This is a genomic window from Nocardia sp. NPDC004340 (assembly GCF_053602575.1).
Map to the genome: position 1 here is coordinate 1,381,314 of NZ_JBSGDW010000001.1, position 24,459 is coordinate 1,405,772.

At 69.6% G+C, this 24,459-nt stretch carries 23 protein-coding genes; 8 read left to right on the plus strand and 15 right to left on the minus strand.

What is annotated here, in order from left to right:
- Positions 1-2 precede the first annotated feature (2 nt).
- Positions 3-809 (plus strand): HAD family hydrolase, encoded by an 807-nt coding sequence (locus tag ACWEOI_RS06085; protein ID WP_452359200.1) that lies wholly within the window; start codon positions 3-5, stop codon positions 807-809.
- Between the two features lie 3 nt (positions 810-812).
- Here the strand turns inward: ACWEOI_RS06085 and dhaM are convergent, their stop codons facing one another.
- The 4 genes from dhaM to ACWEOI_RS06105 form a co-directional block, all read right to left on the minus strand.
- A complete protein-coding gene (dhaM, locus tag ACWEOI_RS06090; RefSeq protein ID WP_452359065.1) occupies positions 813-1,538 on the minus strand; it encodes a dihydroxyacetone kinase phosphoryl donor subunit DhaM in 726 nt (241 codons plus the stop codon).
- The gene (dhaL, locus tag ACWEOI_RS06095) at positions 1,535-2,146 is read right to left on the minus strand and encodes a dihydroxyacetone kinase subunit DhaL (protein WP_433673523.1); all 612 of its coding nucleotides are present in this window, start codon (positions 2,144-2,146) and stop codon (positions 1,535-1,537) included. Before dhaL ends, dhaM begins: the two co-directional genes overlap by 4 nt.
- A complete protein-coding gene (gene dhaK, locus ACWEOI_RS06100; RefSeq protein ID WP_452359066.1) occupies positions 2,146-3,147 on the minus strand; it encodes a dihydroxyacetone kinase subunit DhaK in 1,002 nt (333 codons plus the stop codon). Before dhaK ends, dhaL begins: the two co-directional genes overlap by 1 nt.
- A gap of 101 nt (positions 3,148-3,248) precedes the next feature.
- On the minus strand, positions 3,249-3,989 hold the full coding sequence (locus ACWEOI_RS06105) for a hypothetical protein (protein ID WP_433669339.1): 741 nt from the start codon (positions 3,987-3,989) through the stop codon (positions 3,249-3,251).
- A 111-nt stretch (positions 3,990-4,100) separates the two neighbouring features.
- Between ACWEOI_RS06105 and ACWEOI_RS06110 the strand changes: the two genes are divergently transcribed.
- On the plus strand, positions 4,101-5,411 hold the full coding sequence (locus ACWEOI_RS06110; RefSeq protein ID WP_452359067.1) for a TerD family protein: 1,311 nt from the start codon (positions 4,101-4,103) through the stop codon (positions 5,409-5,411).
- 33 nt (positions 5,412-5,444) lie between these two features.
- Here the strand turns inward: ACWEOI_RS06110 and ACWEOI_RS06115 are convergent, their stop codons facing one another.
- From ACWEOI_RS06115 to ACWEOI_RS06125, 3 genes are all read right to left on the minus strand, one after another.
- Positions 5,445-7,058, minus strand: a complete 1,614-nt coding sequence (locus ACWEOI_RS06115) for a glycosyltransferase family 87 protein (protein WP_452359201.1) — start codon at positions 7,056-7,058, stop codon at positions 5,445-5,447.
- Between the two features lie 93 nt (positions 7,059-7,151).
- Complete coding sequence (locus tag ACWEOI_RS06120; protein WP_452359202.1) at positions 7,152-9,326, minus strand: transglycosylase domain-containing protein; 2,175 nt, start codon at positions 9,324-9,326, stop codon at positions 7,152-7,154.
- A gap of 771 nt (positions 9,327-10,097) precedes the next feature.
- Positions 10,098-10,511 (minus strand): DUF5318 domain-containing protein, encoded by a 414-nt coding sequence (locus tag ACWEOI_RS06125; protein WP_357097436.1) that lies wholly within the window; start codon positions 10,509-10,511, stop codon positions 10,098-10,100.
- Positions 10,512-10,705: 194 nt separating this feature from the next.
- On the opposite strand from ACWEOI_RS06125, the gene ACWEOI_RS06130 reads away from it, so the two are divergent.
- Both ACWEOI_RS06130 and ACWEOI_RS06135 read left to right on the plus strand, forming a co-directional pair.
- Positions 10,706-11,263 (plus strand): PadR family transcriptional regulator, encoded by a 558-nt coding sequence (locus ACWEOI_RS06130; protein ID WP_357097434.1) that lies wholly within the window; start codon positions 10,706-10,708, stop codon positions 11,261-11,263.
- The gene (locus tag ACWEOI_RS06135; protein WP_379276733.1) at positions 11,256-12,353 is read left to right on the plus strand and encodes an inositol-3-phosphate synthase; all 1,098 of its coding nucleotides are present in this window, start codon (positions 11,256-11,258) and stop codon (positions 12,351-12,353) included. Before ACWEOI_RS06130 ends, ACWEOI_RS06135 begins: the two co-directional genes overlap by 8 nt.
- Positions 12,354-12,417: 64 nt before the next feature.
- Here ACWEOI_RS06135 and ACWEOI_RS06140 read toward each other — a convergent pair whose 3' ends face one another.
- The 6 genes from ACWEOI_RS06140 to ACWEOI_RS06165 all read right to left on the minus strand — a co-directional run bounded on the left by ACWEOI_RS06140 (position 12,418) and on the right by ACWEOI_RS06165 (position 19,130).
- On the minus strand, positions 12,418-12,843 hold the full coding sequence (locus tag ACWEOI_RS06140; protein ID WP_357097430.1) for a GyrI-like domain-containing protein: 426 nt from the start codon (positions 12,841-12,843) through the stop codon (positions 12,418-12,420).
- 7 nt (positions 12,844-12,850) lie between these two features.
- Complete coding sequence (locus ACWEOI_RS06145) at positions 12,851-13,306, minus strand: effector binding domain-containing protein (protein WP_387305169.1); 456 nt, start codon at positions 13,304-13,306, stop codon at positions 12,851-12,853.
- A gap of 175 nt (positions 13,307-13,481) precedes the next feature.
- Positions 13,482-15,695 carry a transglycosylase domain-containing protein gene (locus tag ACWEOI_RS06150; protein ID WP_452359068.1) on the minus strand — a complete coding sequence of 738 codons (2,214 nt, stop codon included), beginning with the start codon at positions 15,693-15,695 and terminating at the stop codon, positions 13,482-13,484.
- Between the two features lie 126 nt (positions 15,696-15,821).
- Positions 15,822-16,712, minus strand: coding sequence for an ABC transporter permease subunit (locus ACWEOI_RS06155; protein ID WP_433669333.1), 891 nt, complete (start codon positions 16,710-16,712; stop codon positions 15,822-15,824).
- On the minus strand, positions 16,712-17,704 hold the full coding sequence (locus tag ACWEOI_RS06160) for an ABC transporter permease subunit (protein WP_433669331.1): 993 nt from the start codon (positions 17,702-17,704) through the stop codon (positions 16,712-16,714). Before ACWEOI_RS06160 ends, ACWEOI_RS06155 begins: the two co-directional genes overlap by 1 nt.
- Before the next feature lie 121 nt (positions 17,705-17,825).
- Positions 17,826-19,130, minus strand: coding sequence for an ABC transporter substrate-binding protein (locus ACWEOI_RS06165; RefSeq protein ID WP_433669329.1), 1,305 nt, complete (start codon positions 19,128-19,130; stop codon positions 17,826-17,828).
- 149 nt (positions 19,131-19,279) lie between these two features.
- On the opposite strand from ACWEOI_RS06165, the gene ACWEOI_RS06170 reads away from it, so the two are divergent.
- A complete protein-coding gene (locus tag ACWEOI_RS06170) occupies positions 19,280-20,122 on the plus strand; it encodes a DUF2786 domain-containing protein (RefSeq protein WP_433669328.1) in 843 nt (280 codons plus the stop codon).
- An 11-nt stretch (positions 20,123-20,133) separates the two neighbouring features.
- Positions 20,134-20,646 (plus strand): TIGR04338 family metallohydrolase, encoded by a 513-nt coding sequence (locus ACWEOI_RS06175; RefSeq protein WP_452359069.1) that lies wholly within the window; start codon positions 20,134-20,136, stop codon positions 20,644-20,646.
- An 8-nt stretch (positions 20,647-20,654) separates the two neighbouring features.
- Here ACWEOI_RS06175 and ACWEOI_RS06180 read toward each other — a convergent pair whose 3' ends face one another.
- Entirely contained in the window at positions 20,655-21,632 is a 978-nt protein-coding gene (locus ACWEOI_RS06180; RefSeq protein ID WP_452359070.1) for an o-succinylbenzoate synthase, read from the minus strand.
- Between the two features lie 121 nt (positions 21,633-21,753).
- Here ACWEOI_RS06180 and ACWEOI_RS06185 point away from each other — a divergent pair, with 121 nt between their 5' ends.
- Positions 21,754-22,608, plus strand: a complete 855-nt coding sequence (locus tag ACWEOI_RS06185) for a hypothetical protein (protein WP_452359071.1) — start codon at positions 21,754-21,756, stop codon at positions 22,606-22,608.
- A gap of 56 nt (positions 22,609-22,664) precedes the next feature.
- Here the strand turns inward: ACWEOI_RS06185 and ACWEOI_RS06190 are convergent, their stop codons facing one another.
- Entirely contained in the window at positions 22,665-23,834 is a 1,170-nt protein-coding gene (locus ACWEOI_RS06190; RefSeq protein ID WP_452359072.1) for a thiolase family protein, read from the minus strand.
- Between the two features lie 98 nt (positions 23,835-23,932).
- Between ACWEOI_RS06190 and ACWEOI_RS06195 the strand changes: the two genes are divergently transcribed.
- The gene (locus ACWEOI_RS06195) at positions 23,933-24,433 is read left to right on the plus strand and encodes a winged helix-turn-helix transcriptional regulator (RefSeq protein WP_357274614.1); all 501 of its coding nucleotides are present in this window, start codon (positions 23,933-23,935) and stop codon (positions 24,431-24,433) included.
- Positions 24,434-24,459 lie beyond the last annotated feature (26 nt).

The window sequence follows — 24,459 nt, forward strand, 5'->3', positions numbered from 1 at the left end:
TGATGGTGGCGACCGATCTCGATCGGACGCTGATCTATACGCGAGCGGCTTTCGGGAACGCGAACCCCGACACGGTGTGCGTGGAAGAGTATGAGGGACAGCCGCTCTCGTACATGACGGTGTCGGCGGCCGAACGGCTGAAGATCCTGGCCGAGACCGCCGCCGTGGTACCGGTCACCACCCGCACCATCGAGCAGTTCCAGCGCATCCGCCTGCCCGGCGGGCCGTGGCCCTACGCCGTCACCAGCAATGGCGGCAGCATCCTGCGCAACGGGCTGCCGGACCGGCGCTGGCGTTCCGCCCTCGACGCCCGGGTGCGCGCCGAATGCGCCACCCTCGTCGAGGTGCGCGCGGAATTGCGTGCCCGCGTGGACGAATCGTTCGCGCTGCGACTGCGCGAGGCCGACGACCTGTTCTGCTACCTGGTCGTGGACCAGGACCGGCTGCCCGCCGGATTCCTCGCCGACTGGGACGCCTGGTGCCGCCCGCGCGGCTGGTCGGCCTCGCAGCAGGGCCGCAAGATCTACGCCATGCCGACCCCGGTGTGCAAAAGCCATGCGGTGCGCGAAGTTCGACGCCGCATGCTCGACTCGGGCGAACTGCGCGCCGGGTCGCCGCTGCTGGCCGCCGGCGACGGCTCACTCGACGCGGAGATGCTGATCAGCGCCGACGCCGCCATCCGGCCACGGCACGGTGAGCTGGAGCAGCGGAACTGGCGTCATCCCCGCGTGGCGGTCACCGGGGCTTCCGGTATCCAGGCGTCCGAGGAGATCGTCGACTTCTTCCTCGGCGTGAGGGCTCTGCGGTAGGCGTCAATCCGCGGTCAGGGTACGAACTTTCGAGACGGCCAGGGCCGCGTCGGGTCCGGTCGCGCGCACTTCCAGCCGATGCCCGGGGAGTACGCCGAGGGTGAGGACACGGGTCAGGCTGTCGCCGGGCACCGGTCCGACGCCGGTGGTGTCATTGCGCAGTTCGACGTGTGCGTCGAAATCCCCTAGAGCCGAGACCAACTCGGCTGCCGGTCGGGCATGCAATCCGTGCCGACCGGTCACTTCGAATATCTCGGTGACGGCCGAGTTATCCACAGGTGCACTACCTGTGGATGAATGTGGATCGATCGCGCCCCCCGGTTCTGTGGATGAACCCAGCTGCGACCGCTTCGCGGTGAGCGCGCCGTCGGCTTCGCGGGCGACGGTCTCCAGATCAGCGCCGCCACCCGCCACGGCCAACGCCACGACCAGACCCTCGACCAGCGGTGCTGCCGAGAGGTGAACCCGCACCGGGGATTCGAGCAGATCGAGCGCGGTCTCGGCGGACAGCACGGCGCTCCCCAGATCCATCAACACCAGCACGCCGTCCCCGGAATCGGCCTCCCGGACAGCGTCGGCGACCGCGACCGCGTCGGTGCCGAACTCCGCCGCGGACAGGCCCGCCGCGATCCGCACCGCCACACCCTGATCGGGCAGCAACCCGGCGGCCAGCGCCACCGCGGCCTCGGCCAGCGCGCGGCTGTGCGAGACCACCACCAGTCCGATCATCGCAGGGCCTGCCGGGCCGCCCGCACCAGCAGGGCGGCACTGGTCGCACCCGGATCCTGGTGTCCCGCACTGCGTTCACCCAGATACGACGCCCGGCCCTTGCGCGCCACCAGCGGCGTCGTGGCATCGCGACCGGCTTCCGCCGCGGCGACCGCGGCGTCCAGCGCGACCTCGGCCGAGGCGCCGCCCGCGACTTCCTCGTCCAGGGCGTCGGCCGCTGGACCGAGGGCATCCACCATGGTCTTGTCCCCGCGATCGGCCTTCCCGCGGGCGATCACACCGTCCAGACCCGTCCGGAACGCCCGAGCGAAATCACCGATCTCCGAACCACTCTCGATGGAGCCGGCGAAGCGCAGGAAGAACGTTCCGAACAGCGGACCGCTGGCGCCGCCGATGGTGCGGATCAGTACCAGGGCGGTCTGCTTCATGGTCTCGGCCGGTGACGACGAATCATCCAGTGCCGCAATGGCCGCTGTCATGCCCCGCTGCATATTCGTCCCATGATCCGCGTCGCCGATGGCGGCGTCCAGCGCGGTCAACTCGGTGGCGTGTTCGTCCACCAGCGCCGCGAATCCGCGCACCCACGCCGAGACGTCGACCGCCGCCATCAGATGCCCCACCGCAGCGCCGGAGTGCGCACCGGCGCGTCCCACAGTGCCGTCAGCTCCTCGTCCAGCCGGGTCACCGTGACCGAGCAGCCCGCCATGTCGAGTGACGTGATGTACGGCCCGACCAGCGAGCGCTCGAGGTGGATCCCGCGCCCGCGCAGGATCCGCGCCACTTCGTCGAACATGAGGTACAGCTCGATGAGCGGCGTCCCGCCCATGCCGTTGACGAAGCACAGCACCCGATCACCCGCCGTGAACGGCAGATCCGTGAGAATCGGCTCCAGCAGCATCCCCGCCACCTCGCGGGCCGGGGCCAGCGGCACCCGCTCCCGGCCGGGCTCGCCGTGGATGCCGATGCCGATCTCCATCTCGGCGTCGCCGAGCTCGAAGGTGGGGCGCCCGACGGCGGGGACCGTGCCGGAGGTCAACGCCATCCCCATGCTGCGCGAGCACGCGTTCACCCGCTCCGCGATGCGCGCCACCTCGTCGAGCGGCCGGCCCTGTTCGGCGGCCGCGCCCGCCATCTTCTCCAGGATCACCGTCGCGCCGACGCCGCGCCGCCCGGCGGTGTAGGTGCTGTCCTGTACCGCCACATCGTCGTTCACCACGACCGCGCGGACCTGCGCGCCGGATTCGGCGGCGGCCAGTTCGGCGGCCATCTCGAAATTCATCACGTCGCCGGTGTAGTTCTTCACGATGTGCAGCACGCCCGCCCCGGAATCCACGGCGGCGGTGGCGGCCTGGATCTGATCGGGCACCGGGGAGGTGAAGATCTCGCCGGGACAGGCCGCGTCCAGCATGCCGAGGCCGACGAAGCCGCCGTGCAGGGGTTCGTGTCCGGAGCCGCCGCCCGAGACCAGGCCGACCTTGCCCGGGCGTGGCGCGTCGGCGCGCACCACGATGCGTTGTTTCGGGTCCACCCGCAGCTCCGGATGCGCCGCGGCCATCCCGGCCAGGGCGGCGTCCACCACGTCGGCCGGATCGTTGATGAGCTTCTTCACCGAAATCTCCCGTCGGAAGGCCGGTTCGGGTCCCTGTGAGTCAGACTCGCACCGCCCGTGCGGCGGCGACGCGGTTTCGGGCTTTTGCGACGGGATTCGGGCTAAGCCAGCGGTTCCGCGGTTTCCTCGAGGGTGCGGGCCAGTTCGATGTCGGTGACCAGCTGCACCATCAGATCCCGCAGTTCACCGTCGGGCAGATGGTCGGCGGCGAATTCGAAGGGTTCGGAGACGTCCAGGCCGCCCTGGGTGGCGGCCAGGATCACCCACGGAATCCCTACCTCGGCCACGCCGAGCCGTTCCCGGATCAGATCGGTGGTGTCCTCCACCAGGGCGGTGCGCGCGGCCACCGCGGCCGTCATCTGCTCGTCCAACTCGATCCGGCGGCGCTCCAGCAGACCCGCGTCCGCTCTCGCCTCCTGTTCCGGGGTGGTGCGGACCGAACCGTCGTCGAAGACCTGGAAGCCCTCGTTCACGCAGAGGGTGCCCAGCGACACCTCGGCCTCGGCGAGCTCCGGCAGGGTGCGCAGGCAGTCCAGCACCGCGTCCAGCGCCGCCACCAGGCGGTCCCGAATATCGCGGCGGCGCACCAGCTCCCGATCGGCGTCCTCGCGCTCGGACAGCACCTGCTCGACCGCGCGCCCGATCTGGAATGCCATGGCCGTGGATTCCGGGGCCCAGCCGCCGCGCGGCGTGAACTCGCCCTCCTTGGGCGTGATGGTGTCCAGGAAGGCGTTCACCGCGTCGAGCAGGTCGCGCAGCTGGTCACGGGACACGGCCGGGTGCCGGAAGGCGCGTAGGTACTGTTCGTGCGCTTCCGCGGGTTCCACCTCACCGTCGCTCACGGTGCCGATACTGCCACGCGTTCCCGGCATACTCGGCCACCACGCCTCCAGCCCGTGTCGCCGCGTTCTCGTAGAGTGGCAGCGACCGCACTGTCAAGCGAAGGGTCGATCGTGTCCGCAGTTTTGGTGAAGGGCCAGAACGGTCCGCTGAGTGTCCACGAACTGGTGATCAGCGTGGAGGTGGCCGCACCGGCCGATCTGTCCGCGCTACTCGTCACCCCGGCGGGCACGGTGCGCACCGACGCCGATTTCGTATTCTTCAACCAGCCCTCGGGGCCGGGGGTGACGCTGCGCCCCGGTGCGCCGGGCACGCCCGCCGTGCTGGCGGTGTCGCTGGACGCGATTCCCGCTGATATCGAACAGCTTCGGGCCGTCATCACCCTCGACGACGCCAACGGCAGTTTCGGGCAGCTGTCCGCGCCCGTGGCCCGGGTCTCCGACGCCGCCGGAAACTCGTTGTACGAGTACCGGATCGAGGGCCTGAGCACCGAATCCATCGTCATCGCACTGGAGTTGTACCGCCGCCAGGGCAGCTGGAAGGCCCGCGCGGTCGGGCAGGGGTACGCGGGCGGCTTCGCCGCGCTGGTCACCGACCACGGCGTGCGCGTCGACGACGCGCCGCAGCCCGCTCCCGTGTCCGCGCCCGCACCCGAGCAGTTCGCCCCGGCCACCGGCGGATATCCGCCCCCGCCCGCGCAATTCGAGCCCACGGGCGGCTACCCGCCGCCACCGGCGCCCACCGGCGGCTTCCCGCCGCCGCCCCCGCAGGGCCAGCCCACCGGGGGCTACCCGCCGCCTCCGCCGCCGCCCGCGCCGCAGGACGATCGCGATCTGCCCACCGGCCATGTCGTCAGCCTGGTCAAGGGCCAGCGCATCAACCTGCGCAAAGAGGGCGGCGGCGCACTGAGTTACGTGAAGATGGGGCTGGGCTGGGATCCGGTCAAGCGCGGCGGCATCTTCGGCAACAAGGCCGTGGACGTGGACCTGGACGCCTCGGTGGTGATGTTCGCCGGGCACGGCCCCGTGGACGTCGTGTACTACGGCAGCCTCAGCTCCAAGGACGGGTCGATCCGCCACCAGGGCGACAATCTGACCGGTGAGGGCGAGGGCGACGACGAGGAGATCAGCGTCGACCTGTCGCGCATCTCGCCGTCGGTCACCACCCTGCTGTTCATCGTGACCTCCTACAAGGGCCACACCTTCGAACAGCTCGCCAATGCCTACTGCCGCCTGGTGGACAGCGCCACCAATGCCGAGATGGCGCGCTTCACCCTCACCGGCGGCATGCCGTTCACCGGCATGGCCATGGGCAAGATGTTCCGCCCGGCCCCCGGCGCGGACTGGAAGTTCCAGGCCCTCGGCGAGGGCTTCCAGGCCAAGCACCCGGGCGAGGCCGTACCGCAGCTGGCCCGCTTCCTCTGAGGCCCTGAGCGGGCCCCGGCCCTGAGCGACCGCTCAGGGCACGGGTTCCGGCCGCCGCGGCCACAGCCACGACGGCAGCCACGGATCCTGGGGATCCGGGGCGCGGTCGAGCACACCGCCGCCCGGATCGTCGGCGCCGTCGCGGCGCACCGGATCCTCGGCGGACCGGTAGATCTGGCGGATCACCAGGACGCACAACGCGATCACCGCCAGATCGCGCACCACCACGGTGCCGGTGAACCACTGCTCGGGCAGGCCCTTGTGGTCCGGGCCCAGGTAGTAGTACATGCGCGGCACCCACACCAGGGCGTCGATCGTCATCCACGCCAACAGGATCCGCCGGTGCGGCAGCGCCAGCACGGCCAGCGGCACCAGCCAGATCGAATACTGCGGGCTCCACACCTTGTTGGTCAGCAGGAACGCCGCCACCACCAGGAAGGCCAGCTGCGCCAGCCGCGGCCGCCGCGCGGCGGTCAGGCCGATCCAGCCGATGCCCGCGCACGCCGCGAGGAACAGCAGCAGCGACACCGTGTTCAGCACGGTCGGCACGTCCTGCGGACCGAGCACGCCGTCGAATCCGGCCCAGCCGGTGAACGAGGTGATCACGTTGTAGATCGAATCCGGGTCCGCGTGCCGTTCGGTGTTGAGCCGGAAGAACTCCCACCAGCCGTTCGGGTACAGCGCCGCGATCGGCGCGTTCACCGCCAGCCAGGTGATCGCGGCCGACGCCACCGCCGCGCACGCGGCCCGCATCGGCGGCAGGCCGCCGAAGGCCGCGTCGTCCTCGTCGCGCCGATGGGCGCGGACGCACAGGATCAGGATCGGGCCCAGGAGCAGCAGCGGATACAGCTTCGCCGCCCCGCCCAAGCCCAGCAGGATGCCCGCCAGCACCGGGCGGCGGCGGCCCCAGGCCAGCAGCCCGCCCGCCGCGAAAGCCGTTGCCAGCAAATCGAAGTTGGTGAACGCGTGCACCGCCACCAGCGGCGACAGCGCCACCAGCGCGGCATCCCAGACCCGCCGTCCCGCCGACAGCGCGGTCGCCCAGATGGTCACCAGCCAGGCCAGCGCCAGGCCGATCGCCACCACATTGAAGTAGATGACCACCTCCAGCGCGCCGCTGCCCGGCAGCGGAGAAACCTTCCACGCCTTGGCGATTCCCATGGAGATGTACTGGTACATCCCGGACAGCACCGGGTACTCCATGTAGCGGACCTGCGGCTTGCCGTCGCTGAACTCGACCCACTGCTTCTTGTACGGGAACGCGCCCTCGTTGAGGTGCTCGGCGCCGTACAGCGGCACCGTGTCCGAGTAGCACATGGCCAGGTACTGGCGGCCGTTGTTCCAGTCCAGGCCCATGACTCCCGAGGAGTCCGGCCGCTGCTGGATGCAACCCGCCTTGCCGAACCAGCCGAACGCCAGGAACAGCACCGCGAACGCCATCAGCACCCGCATCGGGGTCCAGAAGCGGACCCGGCCGATCACCGCGTGGTCGCCCACCGGGCCGCCGAGCGGATCGCACAGCTGCGCGGTCAGCGTGTCGGTGCGACTCGGCTTGTCCCGGTCGTCGACCGACCGCAGATCGTCCGCCAGCGGCGCCGGCGACTCGTAGCCGACCGGCGTATCACGCTGCGCGCGAGCCTGTTCCACTCCTGCTGCCTCCCCCGGCTCCGGCGCCGCGCCGGCCGGTCCGCTCGCGGCGGCCGACCGGTGCGCCAGTTGCTGCTCGATCACGCCAGCAGGCTACCGATTCGGCCGCCCATTGCCGTTGCCGGTACCGCCACCGCTGTTCGGAGCCGTGGTCGTGGCGCCCCCGTCCGCGGGCGCGACCGGCTGCCCGGACATCGGACCGGTGCCGCCGCCCTGCTGTTCCTGGGTGGGCTCGGGCTGGGTCTGCTGCCGCTGGTTCTGCGGGTTCGGCGCGAGGCCCGGCACCGGGATGGAGAACCCGGGCAGACCCGGGATCGGCATCTGGCTGGTGGTGACGACCGGGGGCAGCGGCGCCTCGGTGGTCGAGGGCGCGGTGTACGGCGCCGACCAGGACGGCACACCACCCTGCGAGCTGCCGATATTGCCCGGCTTCGGGAAGGACTCGTTCGTCGTGCCCTTGAGCGCGCCGTCCATCGTCGACTTCCAGATGTCGGACGGCAGGCCCGAACCGTAGATCATGCCGCCATTGACGTTGCGCAGCTTCTCGTTTCCGGCGGCCGTGCCGATCCACACCGCGGTGGACAGCGACGGCGTGTAGCCGACCATCCAGGCGTCCTTGTTCTCGATGGTGTCGCCCAGCTGGGCGGTACCGGTCTTGGAGGCCGACTGGCGGTCACCCGCGAGCTGATGCTTGTTCGAGTACTGCGCGATCGGCTTCATCGCGTCGGTCACGTTGTCGGCCACCGCCGCCGAGACCTTGCGCTCACCGGCCACGTCGCCGCGGTCCATCAGCACGGTGCCGTCGGAGGCGACCACCTTGGTCACGAAGTGCGGCGCGTGGTACATGCCCGACGCGGCGAGCGTGGCGTAGGCCGAGGCCATGTCCAGCACGCGAACGTTGTACTGGCCCAGCACGATACCGTTGTTCGGCGACGAGCCGTCCGGCTCCACCAGCGTCTTGCCGATGCCGTCGACGCTCGCGGGGATGCCGAGCCGGTGCGCCATGTCGGCGATCTTCTGCGGGCCGTTGCCCGGCATGTCCAGCATCATCCGGTAGAAGCTGGTGTTGTAGGACCGCTTGGTGGCCTCGGCGATGGTGCACATGCCGCAGTTCTCGTCGGCGACATTGTGGATCGCGATGCCGTTGACCTTGAACGGCGAGGAGCTGTCGTACATGGTCGAGAGCGGCTTGCCCAGTTCCAGGTTCTCGGCCAGGCCGAACACCTTGAACGAGGAGCCCGGCTGCAGACCGGCATTCGCGAAGTCGAAGCCCTGGCCGTCGGAACCGCCGTAGTAGGCGCGCACCGCACCGGTCTTCGGATCCACCGACACCACCGCGGCCTTCAGCTGCTCCGGCTCGCCGTCCATCACCTTGGTCACCGCGTTGACGGCGGCGTCCTGGGCCTTCTGATCGATCGTGGTGGTGATCTGCAGGCCCTGGGTGTTCAGGTCGTGCTCGGAGATGCCCGCGGCTTCCAGCTCCTTGAGCACCTGGGTCTTGATCAGGCCCTCCGGGCCCGAGTCCAGGGTCTTGTCGTGCTGCGCCTCCGCGGCCGAGATCACCGGCGGGTACTGCATGCTGGCGCGGTCCGCGGCGGGCAGGTTGCCGCCGTCGACCATGCCGTCCATCACGTACTTCCAGCGGGTCTGCGCGCCCTGTGGATTCTTCTCCGGATCCAGGTTCGACGGCTGCTGGATGGTGGCAGCCAGGACCGCGCCCTCGGCCACGCTCAGATCCTGCACCGGCTTGTTGAAGTACGCCTTGGACGCCGCGTCGATGCCGTACGCGCCGCGGCCGAAGTAGATGGTGTTGAGGTAGGCGGCCAGGATCTGGTCCTTGGACCACTGCTTGGCCATCTTGGCCGAGATCACCAGCTCACGCAGCTTTCGGGTGAGCGAGTGCTCGTTGCCGACCATCGCGTTCTTCACGTACTGCTGCGTGATGGTCGAACCACCACCGGCGCTCGAATTGCCGGTCAGCTGACCGACGAACGCGCGGCCGAAGCCCTGGATCGAGAAGCCCGGGTTGGTGTAGAACGACCGGTCCTCGGCCGCGATGACCGCGTTGCGGACGTGCGGCGGGATCTGGTCGATCGTCACATCGGTCCGGTTGCCTTCCGGCGGAATGATCTTCGCCAGCACCGAGTTGCCGTCGGCCATGTAGATGGTGGCCACCTGATTGTTCTTCAGGTCGCCGGGCTGCGGCACGTTCACCGTCGAATAGGCGTACAGGAAGACCGTGCTGCCCAGGCCCAGCACCAGCGCCATGCCCACGTAGATGGTCCGGCGGATGATCCGCCAGATGGAGGTCTTGCGGGGCGTGCCCTTACCGCCGCCCTTGCCGCCCCCGGAACCGTTGCCGCCCGGCCGCCGCGGCGGCGGGCCGGGCGGGGTGCCGCCCTGGGGACGCCGGGTGGCGGGCTGGCCGCCGGTCGGCGGTCGATTGCCCTCGGCCGGGCGGGTCCGCGTCGCCGCGCCCGCGCCCGCCGCGACGCCCGCGCGGACCCCGCGATCGTCGACCCGCTGGGTGCGGTCCGAGCCGGCCGCCCGGGAGTTGTGATTCGGAACCGCCTGTCGCGCGCCGGTGTTCACGCGCTGATCGGCGGCGGGGTTCGGAAGCTTGCGGGTCGCATCCGGATTGCCGGGTCTGGGCGGCGGCGATCCGGGCCGCCGGACCGGCTGCCCGCCCTGCGGCGCGCCCCCGCGCTGCGGCTGGCCGTTCGGTCCGCGCGGCGGCATCCCGCCGGGACCGCCGCCGTTGCCGCGCTGCGGGCCACCGGGCCCCATGGGCTGACGCGCCCCGGGCGGCGGCCCCGCGGGCCGTCCTCCCTGGGCCGGCGGCGGGTAACCGCCGGGGCCGGGTTGCGAACCGCCACGGGGGCGGCCGCCGTGCGGTCCGTCGTCATAGGGCGATGTCACAGCCTGGCTCTCCAATTACTTCTCGATACGGTCCGGGTCCCCGGGCAGGGCTCGATGCGGTCACTGTCGGTGCACCGCGGCGGGCATACGTGCCCGCGGATCAGCAGTCGACGTGGCCTCTCACTCGGCGGCCGTACGACGGGTGCCGGTGCGGCGTCGGCCCGTCGGCGCCGGGGCTAGGCCCAGCACATAGGACTGCACGAGATGGTTCCAACTGCAGGTCCGGCACACCTCGACCACATGCACCGAGAACTCCTCCCGAGTCTCGGCCAACCGGACCAGTTCCTCCGGCGCGCGAGCGGAGCCCGCGACGGCGCCCAGGCCGTCGCCGTAGACCCACGAGACGAGTGTCAACTGCTCTTTCCTGCAGATAGGGCATGTGACCTCGCTTCCCCGCCCGTGGAACTTCGCCGCCCGCAGGAGGTACGGATTGGCATCGCACACATCCGCGACGTCCACCCGTCCCGCGTAGACGTCGGCCAGCAGGGACCGGCGCCGAAGCGCATAGTCCACTACCTGCCGCTGTATTCGCACGCGACCCAGAGTACTTGCGGTGGCCCTCGGCCCGCACGCCCCGGATGGACTCTGATCAATTCGCCACACGGCGTAACGCGGCTCACCACACACCGCATCGCGGTGGTTCGGTGCGCCGTTTATATCGGCGCGATATAGTTTGGAACTGCATCCATCGGTTAGGTCTGAACACAACAGTCAGGGGGTGAAGCCCGGTGCTGGAGTTGGCAATCCTCGGGCTGCTCCTCGAGTCGCCGATGCACGGCTACGAGCTGCGCAAGCGGCTCACCGGTCTGCTGGGCCCGTTCCGGGCCTTCTCCTACGGGTCGCTGTATCCGACCCTGCGGCGCATGCAGGCCGACGGCCTCATCGCGGAGGAGAGTCCGCAGGGCTTGGCAACGCGCCGTGCGCGGCGGGTCTACAACCTGACTGACCCGGGACGGGAGCGGTTCGCCGAACTGCTCGCCGACACCGGACCCCAGAACTACACCGACGACGGCTTCGGCGTTCATCTGGCCTTCTTCGGCCGCACCCCCGCGGAAGCGCGGATGCGAATCCTGGAGGGGCGGCGGAGGCAGGTCGAGGAGCGCCGAGAAGGACTGCGGGAAGCGATAAAGCGAGCCAGTGGGCAACTGGACCGCTATACCCGCCAGCTCCATCAACTCGGTCTCGAATCAAGCGAGCGCGAAGTGCGCTGGCTCAACGAGTTGATTGCTGCGGAGCAATCGACGAAGGCGGCACCACAGAAAGAGGGAAATATCGGCCATGAGTGAGATCAACACCGAAGTTCGGGTGGCCATCGTCGGCGTGGGTAACTGCGCATCTTCCCTGGTTCAGGGCGTGCAGTACTACAAGGACGCCGACGAGAATTCGACCGTCCCCGGACTCATGCACGTGAAGTTCGGTCCGTACCACGTCCGTGATGTGAAGTTCGTCGCCGCGTTCGACGTCGACGCCAAGAAGGTCGGCTTCGACCTGTCCGACGCGATCTTCGCCAGCGAGAACAACACCATCAAGATCTCCGACGTGCCGCCGTCGGGTCTGACCGTGCAGCGTGGACCGACGCTGGACGGCATCGGCAAGTACTACGCGCAGACCATCGAGCTGTCCGAGGCCGAGCCGGTCGACGTCGTCCAGGCGCTGAAGGATGCCAAGGTCGACGTCCTCGTCTCCTACCTCCCGGTCGGTTCGGAAGAGGCCGACAAGTTCTACGCGCAGTGCGCCATCGACGCGGGCGTGGCCTTCGTCAACGCGCTGCCCGTGTTCATCGCCTCCGACCCGGTCTGGGCCCAGAAATTCGTCGACGCCGGCGTGCCGATCGTCGGCGACGACATCAAGTCCCAGGTCGGCGCGACCATCACCCACCGCGTGATGGCCAAGCTGTTCGAGGACCGCGGCGTCGTGCTGGACCGCACCTACCAGCTCAATGTCGGCGGCAACATGGACTTCAAGAACATGCTCGAGCGTGAGCGCCTGGAGTCGAAGAAGGTCTCCAAGACCCAGGCCGTGACCTCCAACCTCGAGGGCCCGCTCTCGGGCAAGGTGTACGACCGCAACGTGCACATCGGCCCGTCGGACTACGTCGAGTGGCTCGACGACCGCAAGTGGGCCTACGTCCGGCTCGAGGGTCGCGCCTTCGGTGACGTGCCGCTGAACCTGGAGTACAAGCTCGAGGTGTGGGACTCGCCGAACTCGGCCGGCATCATCATCGACGCCGTCCGCGCCGCCAAGATCGCCAAGGATCGCGGCATCGGCGGACCCGTCCTCCCGGCCTCGGCCTACCTGATGAAGTCGCCGCCCAAGCAGCTGGCCGACGACGTGGCCCGCGCCCAGCTCGAAGCCTTCATCATCGACGCCGAGTAGTCGACGCTCGTAAGGCAAAGGGCGGCATCGCAATCGCGATGCCGCCCTTTATCGCTTTTCGACGTCAGTCGAGGGAGACGTACACCTCGACGGATGTGGGACCGGTGTAGCGCTCGATCTCCGCGGCGTGGGAGCGGGTGATGGTGCCTGCGTTCTCGGCCTTGGCGACCTGGGCCCAGGCGGTGCGGAGCAGGTCGTAAGGCTTGTCCGAGACAACGAATTTCGCGTAGCGGCCCGAGGGGATGCGGGTCATCACGTCGCCGGTGTCCAGGTCGGGCAGGCCCGAAAGCTCGTATCCGAGAACGGCTACCGCGTGATCGTTCTGGCCGATGTAGGCGGCGACGCGTTCGGCCTTCTTCTCCCGGGCCAGGTAGCGGTCCCAGGTGAAGTTCACCAGGTCCAGGTCGCGGGCGGTCACCTCGCGGCCCGCCAGGGGGATGGTCAGCCCGCCGACCAGGAATTCCTCCAGGGTGACGATTTCGAAGTCCACTGCTCCCCTACCCCTCCGCGCTCGGATCCAGCGCGACGAAAACCTCCACCGTCCGGTTGTCCGGATAGTGCTCGAAATCCCCGGTGTAGGCGCGCACCAGGCTGCCGGCCGCCTCGAGGTCCCAGACCGTCCGCCAGATCGACACGATCACGTCGCCGAGATTGTCGCCGCTGCGAATGAAGCGCGCGAATACGCCGCCCGGGATACGCGCCAGTACATCGCCGGGCAATAGGTCGTCCGGATTCTTGCATTCGTAGCCGACGATATGGGTCAGATACGAACCGATCTCGGGTGCGTGATCCACGTACGCGGTCGCGGGCGGGCCCGGCAGATCACGTGCGATCGTTCTTTTCCAGGCCTCCTCGACCTTCGCGCGGCGCGGCCCTTCGACCGCGAGTGCCGGGCTGCGTAGCACCGTTCCGGCTACCAGCGTTTCGTGGCGTTCAACAACATTGAATTCCACCGGCGTCGCCCCTAAGTCTCGTGCTGTCTCCGACCCCACCCTGCTCCCAACCCGCATCCTGCCACCGGCATTCGGAGTCGCTGAATCCGGTAGCGGGTTCCACAATATCCGCGGCCGCGCGCGGATGGAGCGGTAGGCACGAAACATGATCAACAGGACATGAATGTTATGAACGCTACCCGGGGACGGGGACGTTGAGGCCGGGGAAGATCTCGACCTCGCGGGGCGTGGGAGCGGGCGGGATGACCAGGACCGGTGCCTGCGCGGGGGCCGGGGCCGGCGGGTTCAGGATGTCGTAATTGCCGTTGGCCGGGGGATTTCCGGCGACCGGCGCCGACCCGGGGAACTGGTCCACCGGTGTTCCGGCCAGCGCGGCGTCCATGGTCTGCTTCCAGATGTCGGACGGCATGCCGGAACCGTAGATGGCGGCGCCGCGGGCGGTCCGGATCGGTTGGGGCTGTTCGGTTCCCACCCAGACCGCGGTGGACAGGGCCGGGGTGAAGCCGACCATCCAGGCGTCCTTGTTCTGGCCGGTCGTGCCGAGCTGGGTGGTGCCGGTCTTGGCCGCGGACGGGCGGCCGGCCAGGCCGTGGCCGTTGGAGTAGGCGGCGATGGGGAGCATGGCCTGGGCGACGGAGTCGGCGACGCCGGCCTGGATGCGCTGCTCGGACCGGCCGGGCGCGGCGTCACGGTCGAGCAGCACCCGGCCGTCGCCGGTCACGACCTTCTGCACGAAATAGGGTGCGCGGTAGGCGCCGGAGGCGGCCAGGGTGGCGTAGGCCGAGGCCATGTCGATCGGGCGCACCGAGTACGCGCCCAGCACGATGGCGGGCAGCGGCGGGCCGCCGCCGTCCTCGGTCAGGGTCTTGCCGGACACGCCGGGGATCTGGTCGGGGATGCCGGCCTGGTGGGCCGCGTCGGCGATCGCCTTCGGGCCCTCGAACAGGGTTCCGGACAGCCGGTAGAAGCTGGTGTTGAGCGAGCGCTTGAACGCCTCCCCGAGCGAGCAGGTGCCGCAGGATTCGCCGTCGACGTTCTGGATCTTCTCGCCGTTGACGGTGAGTGGAGCGCTGTCGAGCTGGTAGGTCAGCGGAATTCCCTGCTCCAGCGCGGCGACCACCGCGAAAGTCTTGAAGGCGGAACCGGTTTGCAGCGGGGCCTGCGCGAAATCGAAGCCGATGCCATCGGCTCCGCCGTAGTAGGCGCGCACCGCGCCGGTGCGCGGGTCGACCGACACCACCGCCGAGCGCAGTTCGCCCGGCTGCCCGGCCAGCGCTCTGCCGACCGCGGTCAGCGCGGCCTGCTGGGCCTTGGCGTCGATGGTCGTGATGATCTGCAGGGCGCCGGTATTCAGTTCGCGTTCGCTGATCCCGGAGGCGCGCAGTTCGCGCAGCACCTGGGCGCGGATCAGGCCCTCGGGGCCGCGCGAGGTGCCGTCGTCCGCCGCCGTGCCCGGGATGATGAGCGGGAACTGGGTGGCGGCGCGGTCGTCGCGGGTCAGCGTGCCCATCTCGACCATGCCGTCGAGCACGTAGGCCCAGCGGGCGCGCAGCTGGTCGAGGTGGGTCTCCGGGTCCAGCAGCGACGGGGTGCGGATGACCGAGGCCAGCACCGCGCCCTCGGCCAGGGTGAGTTCGGGGGCGGGCTTGCCGAAGTAGGCGTGGGCGGCGGCGGAGATGCCGTACGCGCCGCGACCGTAGTAGATGGTGTTGAGGTAGGCGGCGAGGATCTCGTCCTTGCTCCATTCGCGGGCCATCTTGGCGGAGATGATGAGCTCGCGCATCTTCCGGCTCAGGGTGCGTTCCGAACTCAGGAAGGCGTTCTTCACGTATTGCTGGGTGATGGTGGAGCCGCCGCCCGCGTCGTCGCGGCCGAGCAGGTTGTCGCGGGCCGCGCGCAGGAAGGCCGAGGTGGAGTAGCCGGGATTGGAGTAGAAGTTGCGGTCCTCCGCCGAGAGGACGGCCTGGCGTACGGGTAGCGGCACGTCGGTGAGCGGCACCGGCACCCGATTACCGTCCGGCGGAACGACCTTCGCGATCACGGTGGCGCCGTCGGAGGTGAAGATGGTGGCGATCTGGTTGGTCTGCACCGCGTTCGGGTCCGGGATCTCGGCGCTCCAGTAGGCGACGCCCAGCAGGGTGGTCGGCATGACCACCAGGACCAGGAACAGTGCCAGGACCAGTCGCCGGATCTGCTGTCCACGAGTGCGTGTCGGCGGAGTATCCGGCTGATCAGGGTTGACGGGCGGTTTGACTCGCCGCCGTGGGCGGCTCGGCGAGGGATGCCGCTGCCGATGGGATGCGCTGGCTGCCAGCTCGTTCCACTCCGCCCTGGCGGCGGACGCTTCCGGTTCTCCTGCGTGCCGGTCGTAGGACGAGCTCACGAGCATCTCCTTCCGGAGCGTCGACAAAGCGCGGTTCGACCCCACCCGGGTGGGGAGCACACGAAAACCCCGCAGCACCGGCCGCGGTGGGACCCATGCTAATCGAGGTCCCCCGCGACTCCGCCCATTTGCCTAGCTCTTGACGCCGCCCGCGGTGAGGCCGGAGATGATGCGGCGCTGGAACAGCAGCACCATGATGACCAGCGGAATGGTGACGATGGTGCCCGCGGCCATGATCGCCGTATACGGCTGGACCAGCGGGTTGTTGCCCGAGAAGCGGGCCACCGCGACCGTCACCGGCTCGGTCTTGTCGCTGGAGAGCAGTCGCGCCAGCAGGTATTCGTTGACCGCCGCGATGAACGCGAGGATGGCGGTGGTGAACACGGCGGGCGCGGCCAGCGGCAGCATGATCAGGCGGAACGCCTGGAACCGCGACGCGCCGTCGATCCGCGCGGCTTCTTCGAGCTCCCAGGGGAGTTCGGCGAAGAAGGACGCCAGGATGTACACGGTCATGGGCAGCACGAACGAGATGTTCGGGATGATCATGGCCTGGTAGTGGCCGATCCAGCCGAGGTCGGTGAACAGCTGGAACAGCGGGGTCACCAGCACCACCACGGGGAACATGGAGGCGGACAGGATGAGTCCGGACACCAGGTACTTGCCCTTGAAGGTGAGCCGCGCCAGCGCGTAGGCGGCCATGATGCCGATCAGCAGCGCCACCACCGTGGTGGCCGCGCCGATGATCACGCTGTTGCCCAGCGCCCGGCCGAAGTTGTTGCCGCGGCTGGTGTCGAAGGCGTTGCGGAAGTTCTCGAGCGTGACGTGGGTGGGCCACGGCGTGTTGTCGAAGGTGTAGGCCGGATCGCGCAGCGCGGTCACGACCATCCAGTAGAACGGTCCCAGACCCCACACCAGCACGATCAGCGCGCCCAGGTAGACGCGGCCGGACGCGAGTCGCTTGCTCCACGGAAGCGCTTGCGGCGCGGGCTTGTTCGCGGCCCGCTCGACGACGTTGGTGCTCATCAGTGGGCCTCCCGCTGTTCTTCCTGGGTGCGAACGGCGTTCGCGCCCAACACCTTCACCAGGAAGAACGCCACGGTGAAGATGAGCAGGAAGGTGATCACCGACAGCGCCGACGCGCTGTTCGGGCCCTGGCGCACCTGATCCACCACCAGCATGGAGATGGTGCGGGTGGCCGGGTTGGACTGGGTCATGATCGCGGGCAGGTCGTACATGCGCAGCGCGTCCATGGTGCGGAACAGCACCGCGACCAGCAGCGCCGGCTTCAGCAGCGGCAGGGTGATGTGCCGGAACCGCTGCCACGCGGACGCGCCGTCCACGCGCGCGGCCTCGTACACGTCCTCCGGAATCACCTGCAGGCCCGCGAGGATCAGCAGCGCCATGAACGGGGTGGTCTTCCACACGTCGGCGGCGATGACCGCGAAGCGGGCCGGCCACGGGTCGGCGGTCCACAGGATGTGGGTGCCGAAGATGCGGTTCACCACGCCGTCGTACTGGAACATGAACTCCCACAACCGCGCCGTGACGGCGGTCGGGATGGCCCACGGGATGAGCACGGCGGCGCGCAGCAGGGCGCGGCCCTTGAAGGTCTTGCCCATGATGACCGCCATGCCGAGGCCGATGCTGGCCTCCAGCGCGACGGTCACGACGGTGAACAGCAGGGTGACGCCGATGGCGGCCCAGAACTGCGAGCCCAGGTTGCCGGTCGGGCAGTCCACCGTCTCGCCGAGCGAGTTGGTGCACTGCTGCAGCAGCCAGTGCGTGTAGTTGCTGAAGCCGGCGCCGCCGCCCTCGACGAACATGCCGGTGGACTTGTCCAGGCCGGAGTCCTTCTGGAAGGACATGATCAGGGCCCGGACCACCGGATAGCCGATGACCACGGCCAGGGCGAGCAGCACCGGTGTGACGAACACCCATGCCCGGGCGGAGACGCCCAGTCGCTCACCCCGGCGCTTGGTCTGCGGCGCGTTGTTCTGTGGCGCTACGGATTTCACGCTCGGCTCCGTACGGTCGGGCGACTCGATATCGGTCGCTCCCGAAGGACGTGACACCTGTTCTCTTCTCCTACGGGACTCGGCCCTTGATCGTTCTCCGGGCTTCGCCGTCGAGCACGCCCTACGATCCGGCGGTCTCGATGCCCTTCTGCATGCCCGCGATGGCGTCGTCGACCGACTTGTTTCCGGTCAACGCAGCATAGGCGTTGTCCTGGATGGCCTTCGACACCGCGGGGTAGAAGGGGGTCACCGGCCGCGGCACCGCGGAGGCGATGGATTCCTTCAGTGCGGGAAGATACGGCATCTTGGCGATCAGCGCCGGGTCGTCGTAGACCGAGGCGCGGACCGACGGCAGCGCGCCGGAGGCCACGATGTGCTGGGCGTCCTCGCTGATCAGGAAGCGCAGGAAGTCCAGCGCGGTGGCCTTGTTCTTGGAGAAGGCGCTGATCGCGGCGTTGTAGCCACCGAGGGTGGAGGCGCCGACGCCGTCCTTGCCGGGCAGCGGGGCGACGCCGAACTTGTCCTTCACCGCGGAGGCGTCGGAACCGGCGTCGCCGAAGGTGGACGGCCAGCCGCGCATGAACATGAGCTTGCCGGTGACGAAGGCGTTCTGCGACTCCGGTTCCTTGAAGGAGATGCCCTCCTTCGGGATGTCGCCGTTCTTGTAGGCGTCGACCAGGGTCTGCAGACCGGCCTTGGACTGCGCGCTGTTCACGGTCGGGGTCTTGCCGTCGGCGCCGACGAAGCTGCCGCCGAAGGCGTTGATGACTTCGGCGGTGTTCACGGTCAGACCCTCGTAGGGGGCCAGCTGGCCTGCGTAGCAACCGATTCCGGCGTCCCGGGCCTTCGGGCACATGGAGATCATCTCGGCCCAGGTCTTGGGCGGCTCCGCCGTCAGGTCCTTGCGGTAGAACAGCAGGCCGCCGTTGGTGTTGCGGGGCGCCGCGTACAGGGTGCCGTTGTAGGTGGCCGAGGCGACCGGCGGCGACAGCAGGGTGGAGGTGTCGATCTGGAAGGAGTCCTTCAACGGCTGGATCCAGCCCTTGGCGGCGAACTCCGCGGTCCACGGCACGTCCAGCGCGACCACGTCGTAGTCCGACGCCTTGGCCTGCATGTGCTGCTTCAGGTCGTCGTACTGCTGGGAGGCGTCGTTGGACTGCTCCTTGAACGTCACCTTCTCGTCCGGGTGGGCGGCGTTCCAGCGCTCGACCAGCTGCTTCACCGCACCGGTCTCGGTGGTGTCCTTGCCCTCCACATAGGTGATCGGGCCACGGCCGGTGAGGTTCTCACCGATCGATCCGTTGCCGCTGGAGCTGCTCGAGCAGCCACTGGCGAACGTCGCGGCCAGCAACGCCGTCGAGGTGACGGCCAGCACGGCACGCGGCACCAACGTCGAACGTAGAGAGGACACCTTCTTCAAAGCCATCGCGGATACTCCAGGGTCGAGACGTGAGCGGCGGCACACCCAGCCGGTTGCACAAGGGAAGATACATGGTGGCCGTTCCCCGTGCCTGGAGTACCTGGTCCGATCGCGCGTGACCACCGTGATCACCGATACCGCTACGCTGGGTCGCGATGTCTTCTCAGGACAAGATGCTCACGCGGATCGGGGGGCTGCTGCGGCAGGCCGAATCGACCGACAACGAGCATGAAGCCGAGGCTTTCCTCGCGGCCGCGCAGCGGCTCGCGACCGGCTCGTCGGTGGATCTGGCGGTGGCGCGGGCGCATATCGCCAACCGGGAACGACGCCCCACGCCGACGCAGCGGGTGATCCCGATCGGGGAACCCGGAAAACGTGGTCTACGCACGTATGTTCAGCTGTTCGTGGCCATCGCCGCCGCCAATGACGTGCGCTGTGACGTGGCCCGCAGTTCGACGACGGTGTACGCCTACGGTTTCGACACCGATATCGACACCTGTTCGGCGCTGTACACCAGCCTGCTGGTGCAGATGGTGCGTGCCTCCGACCACTACATCAAAACGGGCGCGTACAAGACGGCCACCGCGCAGAAGGTCGTCGTCGAAAGAAAATTCGGCCGCGTCTACCACCATCCGGTGGAGGTGCCGGTCGCGGCGGTGACGGCCCGCCTGAACTTCCAGATGGCCTTCGCCGCGCGAATCGGCCGTCGCCTCGGCGAGGTGAAGGCGGAGGTCGAGAAGGAAGCCGTGCGGGCCGATGCCGCCGGAGCCGCGCCCACGGGCACCGCGCTCGCGTTGCGGGACAAGGAGCTCGAGCTCACCGACTATTACTCGCGCACCTCGGAGGCGCGTGGCACCTGGCGGGGCCCGCAGGCCTCGGCCGGGTACTCGGCGGCCGCCCGGCGAGCCGGGGACCGGGCGGGCAAGGCCGCGCGACTGGGCGGCGCCGCCGAACTCGGTGGCGCGCGCGGGCAGTTGCCGCGCGGTTCGGGCGAATAGCGGACGCGCGCATGGCTGCCCGGGATGCGCAGCGGTCCCAGGTGTACGACGCCGAGGGGCTGGTGCGCGGAATGTTCGACCGTGCCGACGAATTCGAGACGCGGACGGTCGAGGTGCACGGATCGCATCTGACGCTGCCCATCGAGCGGCGGTTCGGGTCGGTGGAATCGGTGCAGACCTACGCGGACCGGGTGCTGGCGCTGAATTGGGTGCGTGCCCGGTGGGATCGGGCGGGGGTGCCGGTGACGGTGCGCGCCCGGGCCGGGACCAAGGCCGCGCACTACGAGTCGGCGGGCGCCGTGCTCGCGGTGCCGCTGCACGCCGGTGGAAGTGCCTGGGCGCTCCGCGAATTGGTGATCTTGCACGAGCTCGCGCACCATCTGGATCCGGAACTGACCGAGGCCGCGCCGCACGGCCCCGACTTCTGCGCTAGGTATGTGGAGTTGGTGGACGGCGTCATCGGGCCGGAAGCCGCACTGTTGCTGCGCACCACGATGTACTCGTGCGGCGTCCGGATCGCCTGAACAGCGCGCTAGGGCAGCATTTTCCGGACTCGGGCCAGGCGCTGACGCCACCACTCGGTGCGTTCGGCGTCGGGGTGGCGGTACCGGTCCAGGAGTTCGGGGTCCGGGGCCGGGGGAGTGCGCGGCACGTCCAGCCAGCCGTCGACCGGGCGTAGCGGCGCGGTGACCACATCGCCGGTGAGCAGCGACAAAGTGTCGAGGCCGCAGGCGAAATCGAGGTGGGGGAGCGCTCCGGCCAGCGCGACCTGCGCGGCCAGTCCGACGCTGGTCTCCAGCGCCGACGACACCAGGCACGGCAGCCCGGCCGCCTCGGCGACCTCGAGCGCACGCCGCACCCCGCCCAGCGGAGTGCATTTCAGCACCGCCACATCCGCGGCGCCCGCGACCGCCACTCGCAGCGGGTCCTCGGCGCGGCGGATGGACTCGTCGGCGGCGATGCGGACCTCCACCCGCTTGCGCACGGCCGCCAGTTCCTCGATGGTCCGGCACGGCTGCTCGACATATTCCAAACCGCCTGCGGCCCGGTCGATCCGCCCGATCCGGTCGATCGCGGTGTCCACGTCCCAGAGGCCGTTGGCGTCGACGCGCACGGCCCCGTCCGGTCCGAGCGCGTCGCGCACCGCCGCCACCCGTTCCAGATCCTCGCCGAGCGATTCCGGATGGTCGGCGACCTTGACCTTCGCGGTCCGGCACCCCGACGCCGTCACGATCTCGTACGCCCGTTCGGGCCCGACGGCCGGCACGATGCAGTTGACCGGCACCCGATCCCGCACCGCCTCCGGCCATCCCACCGTGGCCTGCTCCACCGCCGTGGCCAGCCACGACGCCGCCTCGCGATCGTCGTACTCCGGGAACGCGCAGAACTCGCCCCACCCGGCGGCCCCGGGAATCAGCATCCCTTCGCGAACGGTGATCCCCCGGAACCGGGTTCGCATCGGAATCGCGTACACCACCGCCGACTCGAAATCCACCGCGCTCTCGTTCACCCACCGCACCCTACCCACCGCCCGCGCCGATCCGAGGTGGCGGCGCGGCCCGCTCCCGGCGACAATGCCGAAGGAAGCCATTCCGGCTCCACAGCCCTGCGCCTTGGGGGAGACCGCAATCATGAACCCGCCCAACGAGCCCCGCCGCCCGCAACCGCCTGGACCGGGGGGACCCACGGACGGGTTCGGTCCGGCGGGACCGGAAGGCCCGACCCTGCCCAGTAGCGGCAGGCAGGCCTCGCCGCCTCCGCCGCCCGGACCGCCGGTCGGCGGGCCGCGTCCCGGCCCGGGGGATCCCGCCGCCGCCACCGTGCACCTGGGTGGCCGTCAGGCCCCGCCGCCCCGGATTCCGCCGCAGGCGCCCGTAAACGCCGGTCCCCCACCGCGATCGGGCGGGCCGGTCGGCATGCCGCAGGATTCGCGCCAGCCCGCGCCCGCCGGCCCGCGCGGACCGCAGCAGCCGCCACGGAATCCCGCGGCGAGCCAGGTCCCGCCGCCGGGGCCCGGCAGTCTCGTCGTGGGATCGCCGGTGGATGCCGACGATCGGACCGTGCCCGCCCCGCTGCCGCGGGCGGAGACGGCCGCACCGGCGCAGACCGCCGCACCCGACGAGCGGAAGCCGCTGCACCGCAAGGACATCGCGCTGTCGCTGGGCCTCTACCTGCTCGGCGTGGTCGCGGCCTTCGGCTTCGGCTACGACCTGTTCGCGAAGTTGTTCGACCTGGTCCACAACCGCTGCACCGCGAAAAGGGATTTCTCGGTGCAGTGCATCGTGATCCGCCCGCCCGCCTCGGCCCTGTGGGGCTTGCTGATCGGCGGGGGCGGCATGTTCCTGGCGCTGGTGGGGGCCATGGTGCTCGCCTCGGTGGCCGCCATGACCGGTCGTCGCGCGTGGATCTGGACGGCCGTCGCGCTGCCGGTGATCCTCGTCGCGGGCGGTGCGGGGCATGTCCTGGTGGCCACGGCCATCAGCTGAGCGCGCCGCGCTGCGATGAGTCGCCGCCCCGGTGGTTGCCGGGGCGGCGTTCGGTTTCAGAGGCGTTCGTAGATGGTGGCGTTGGCGAGACCGCCCGCCTCGCACATGGTTTGCAGGCCGTAGCGGGCGCCGCGGTCGTGCATGGCGTGGACGAGGGTGGTGGCCAGGCGGGCTCCGGAGGCGCCCAGCGGGTGGCCGAGGGCGATGGCGCCGCCGTTCACATTGACCTTGGACAGGTCGGCTCCGGTTTCCCGGGCCCAGGCCAGGACGACGGAGGAGAAGGCCTCGTTGACTTCGAACAGGTCGATGTCGGCGAGGTCGAGTCCGGAGCGCTGCAACACTTTCCGGGTCGCGGGGATGACCGCGGTGAGCATGAGCAGGGGGTCGTCGCCCGCGACGGCGAAGCTGTGCACCCGGGCCAGCGGACGCAGGCCCAGCTGGGCGGCGCGTTCTCCGGTCATGATGAGGGTGGCGGCGCTGCCGTCGTTGATCTGGCTGGCGTTGGCGGCGGTGATGTTCCAGCCGATCTGCGGGAAGCGGGCCGCCATCTCCTCGCTGTAGTACGCGGGGCGCAGCGCGGCCAGGGTCTCGAGGGTGCTGCCCAGGCGGATGCCCTCGTCCTCGGACAGTCCGTTGAAGGGCGACAGCTGGGCTTCGAAGGCCCCGTTCTTGGTTGCGGCGGCGGCCTTCTCGTGGCTGGCGAGGGCGAACTCGTCGAGCTGGGTGCGGGTCAGCCCCCACTTCGCGGCGATGAGCTCGGCGCTGATGCCCTGCGGTACCAGGCCCTCCGGGTACCGTTCGGCGAAGCCGACCCCGGCGATGTCCTCGGCCCCGATCAGGTTGGCCCCCATGGGAACCCGGCTCATGGATTCCACGCCCGCGGCCACCACGATGTCGTAGGCCCCGGCGATCACGCCCTGGGCGGCGAAGTGGATGGCCTGCTGGCTGCTGCCGCACTGCCGGTCCACGGTGGTGGCCGGGACCGATTCGGGGTATCCGGCGGCCAGGGCGGCGCGGCGGGTGAGGTTGGAGCCCTGTTCGCCGACCTGGGTGACCACGCCGCCGATCACATCGTCGATCAGCGCCGGATCGATCTCGGAGCGTCGCACCACTTCCCGCAGGCTGTGCGCGAGCAGGTCGGCGGGGTGCACGCCGTGCAGGGCGCCGGTGGCCTTGCCCTTGCCGATGGGAGTGCGGACGGCTTCGACGATGACTGCGTCTCTCATTGACGTTCCCTTCCGAGCGGGCATCTGACTAGATGTCTCTAAAGCCAGGGTAGGAGCTGGCCATAGTGATAGCAAGTCAGCAGGGTATGATGTACGCCATGTCGGCCGTACTGGAGGGAAAACTCAGCGACCTGAGCTCGTGGAAGCCCGAGGAGTGTTCGATCGCCAAGGCGATGGACATCGTCGGCACCCGCTCGGCCGTGCTCATCCTGCGGGAGTCGTACTACGGCACCACGCGCTTCGACGGCTTCGCGGCGCGGGTGGGGATCACCGACGCGGCGGCCTCCAGCGCTCTGCGCAAACTCGTCGACGCCGGACTGCTGGCGAAGCGGCCCTACCAGGAAGAGGGCAAGCGCACCCGCAACGAATACGTGCTCACCCAGATGGGACGGGACCTGCTGCCCGCCGTGGTCGCGCTCTGGCAGTGGGGTGACAAATACCTGCAGGACGGGCCCGCGCCGCTGGAACGGCTGGAGGACTCCAGCGGCGAGCCGGTCCGCGCCGAACTGCGCAGCGCCTCCGGAAACGAAGTGCCGCTGGAGAACCTGCGCATCCGGGTGAACGACGAATGGCGGCGGAAAGCCCGCCGCCATTCCTGAAACCTGAACCGTCGGTGCGAACCTGA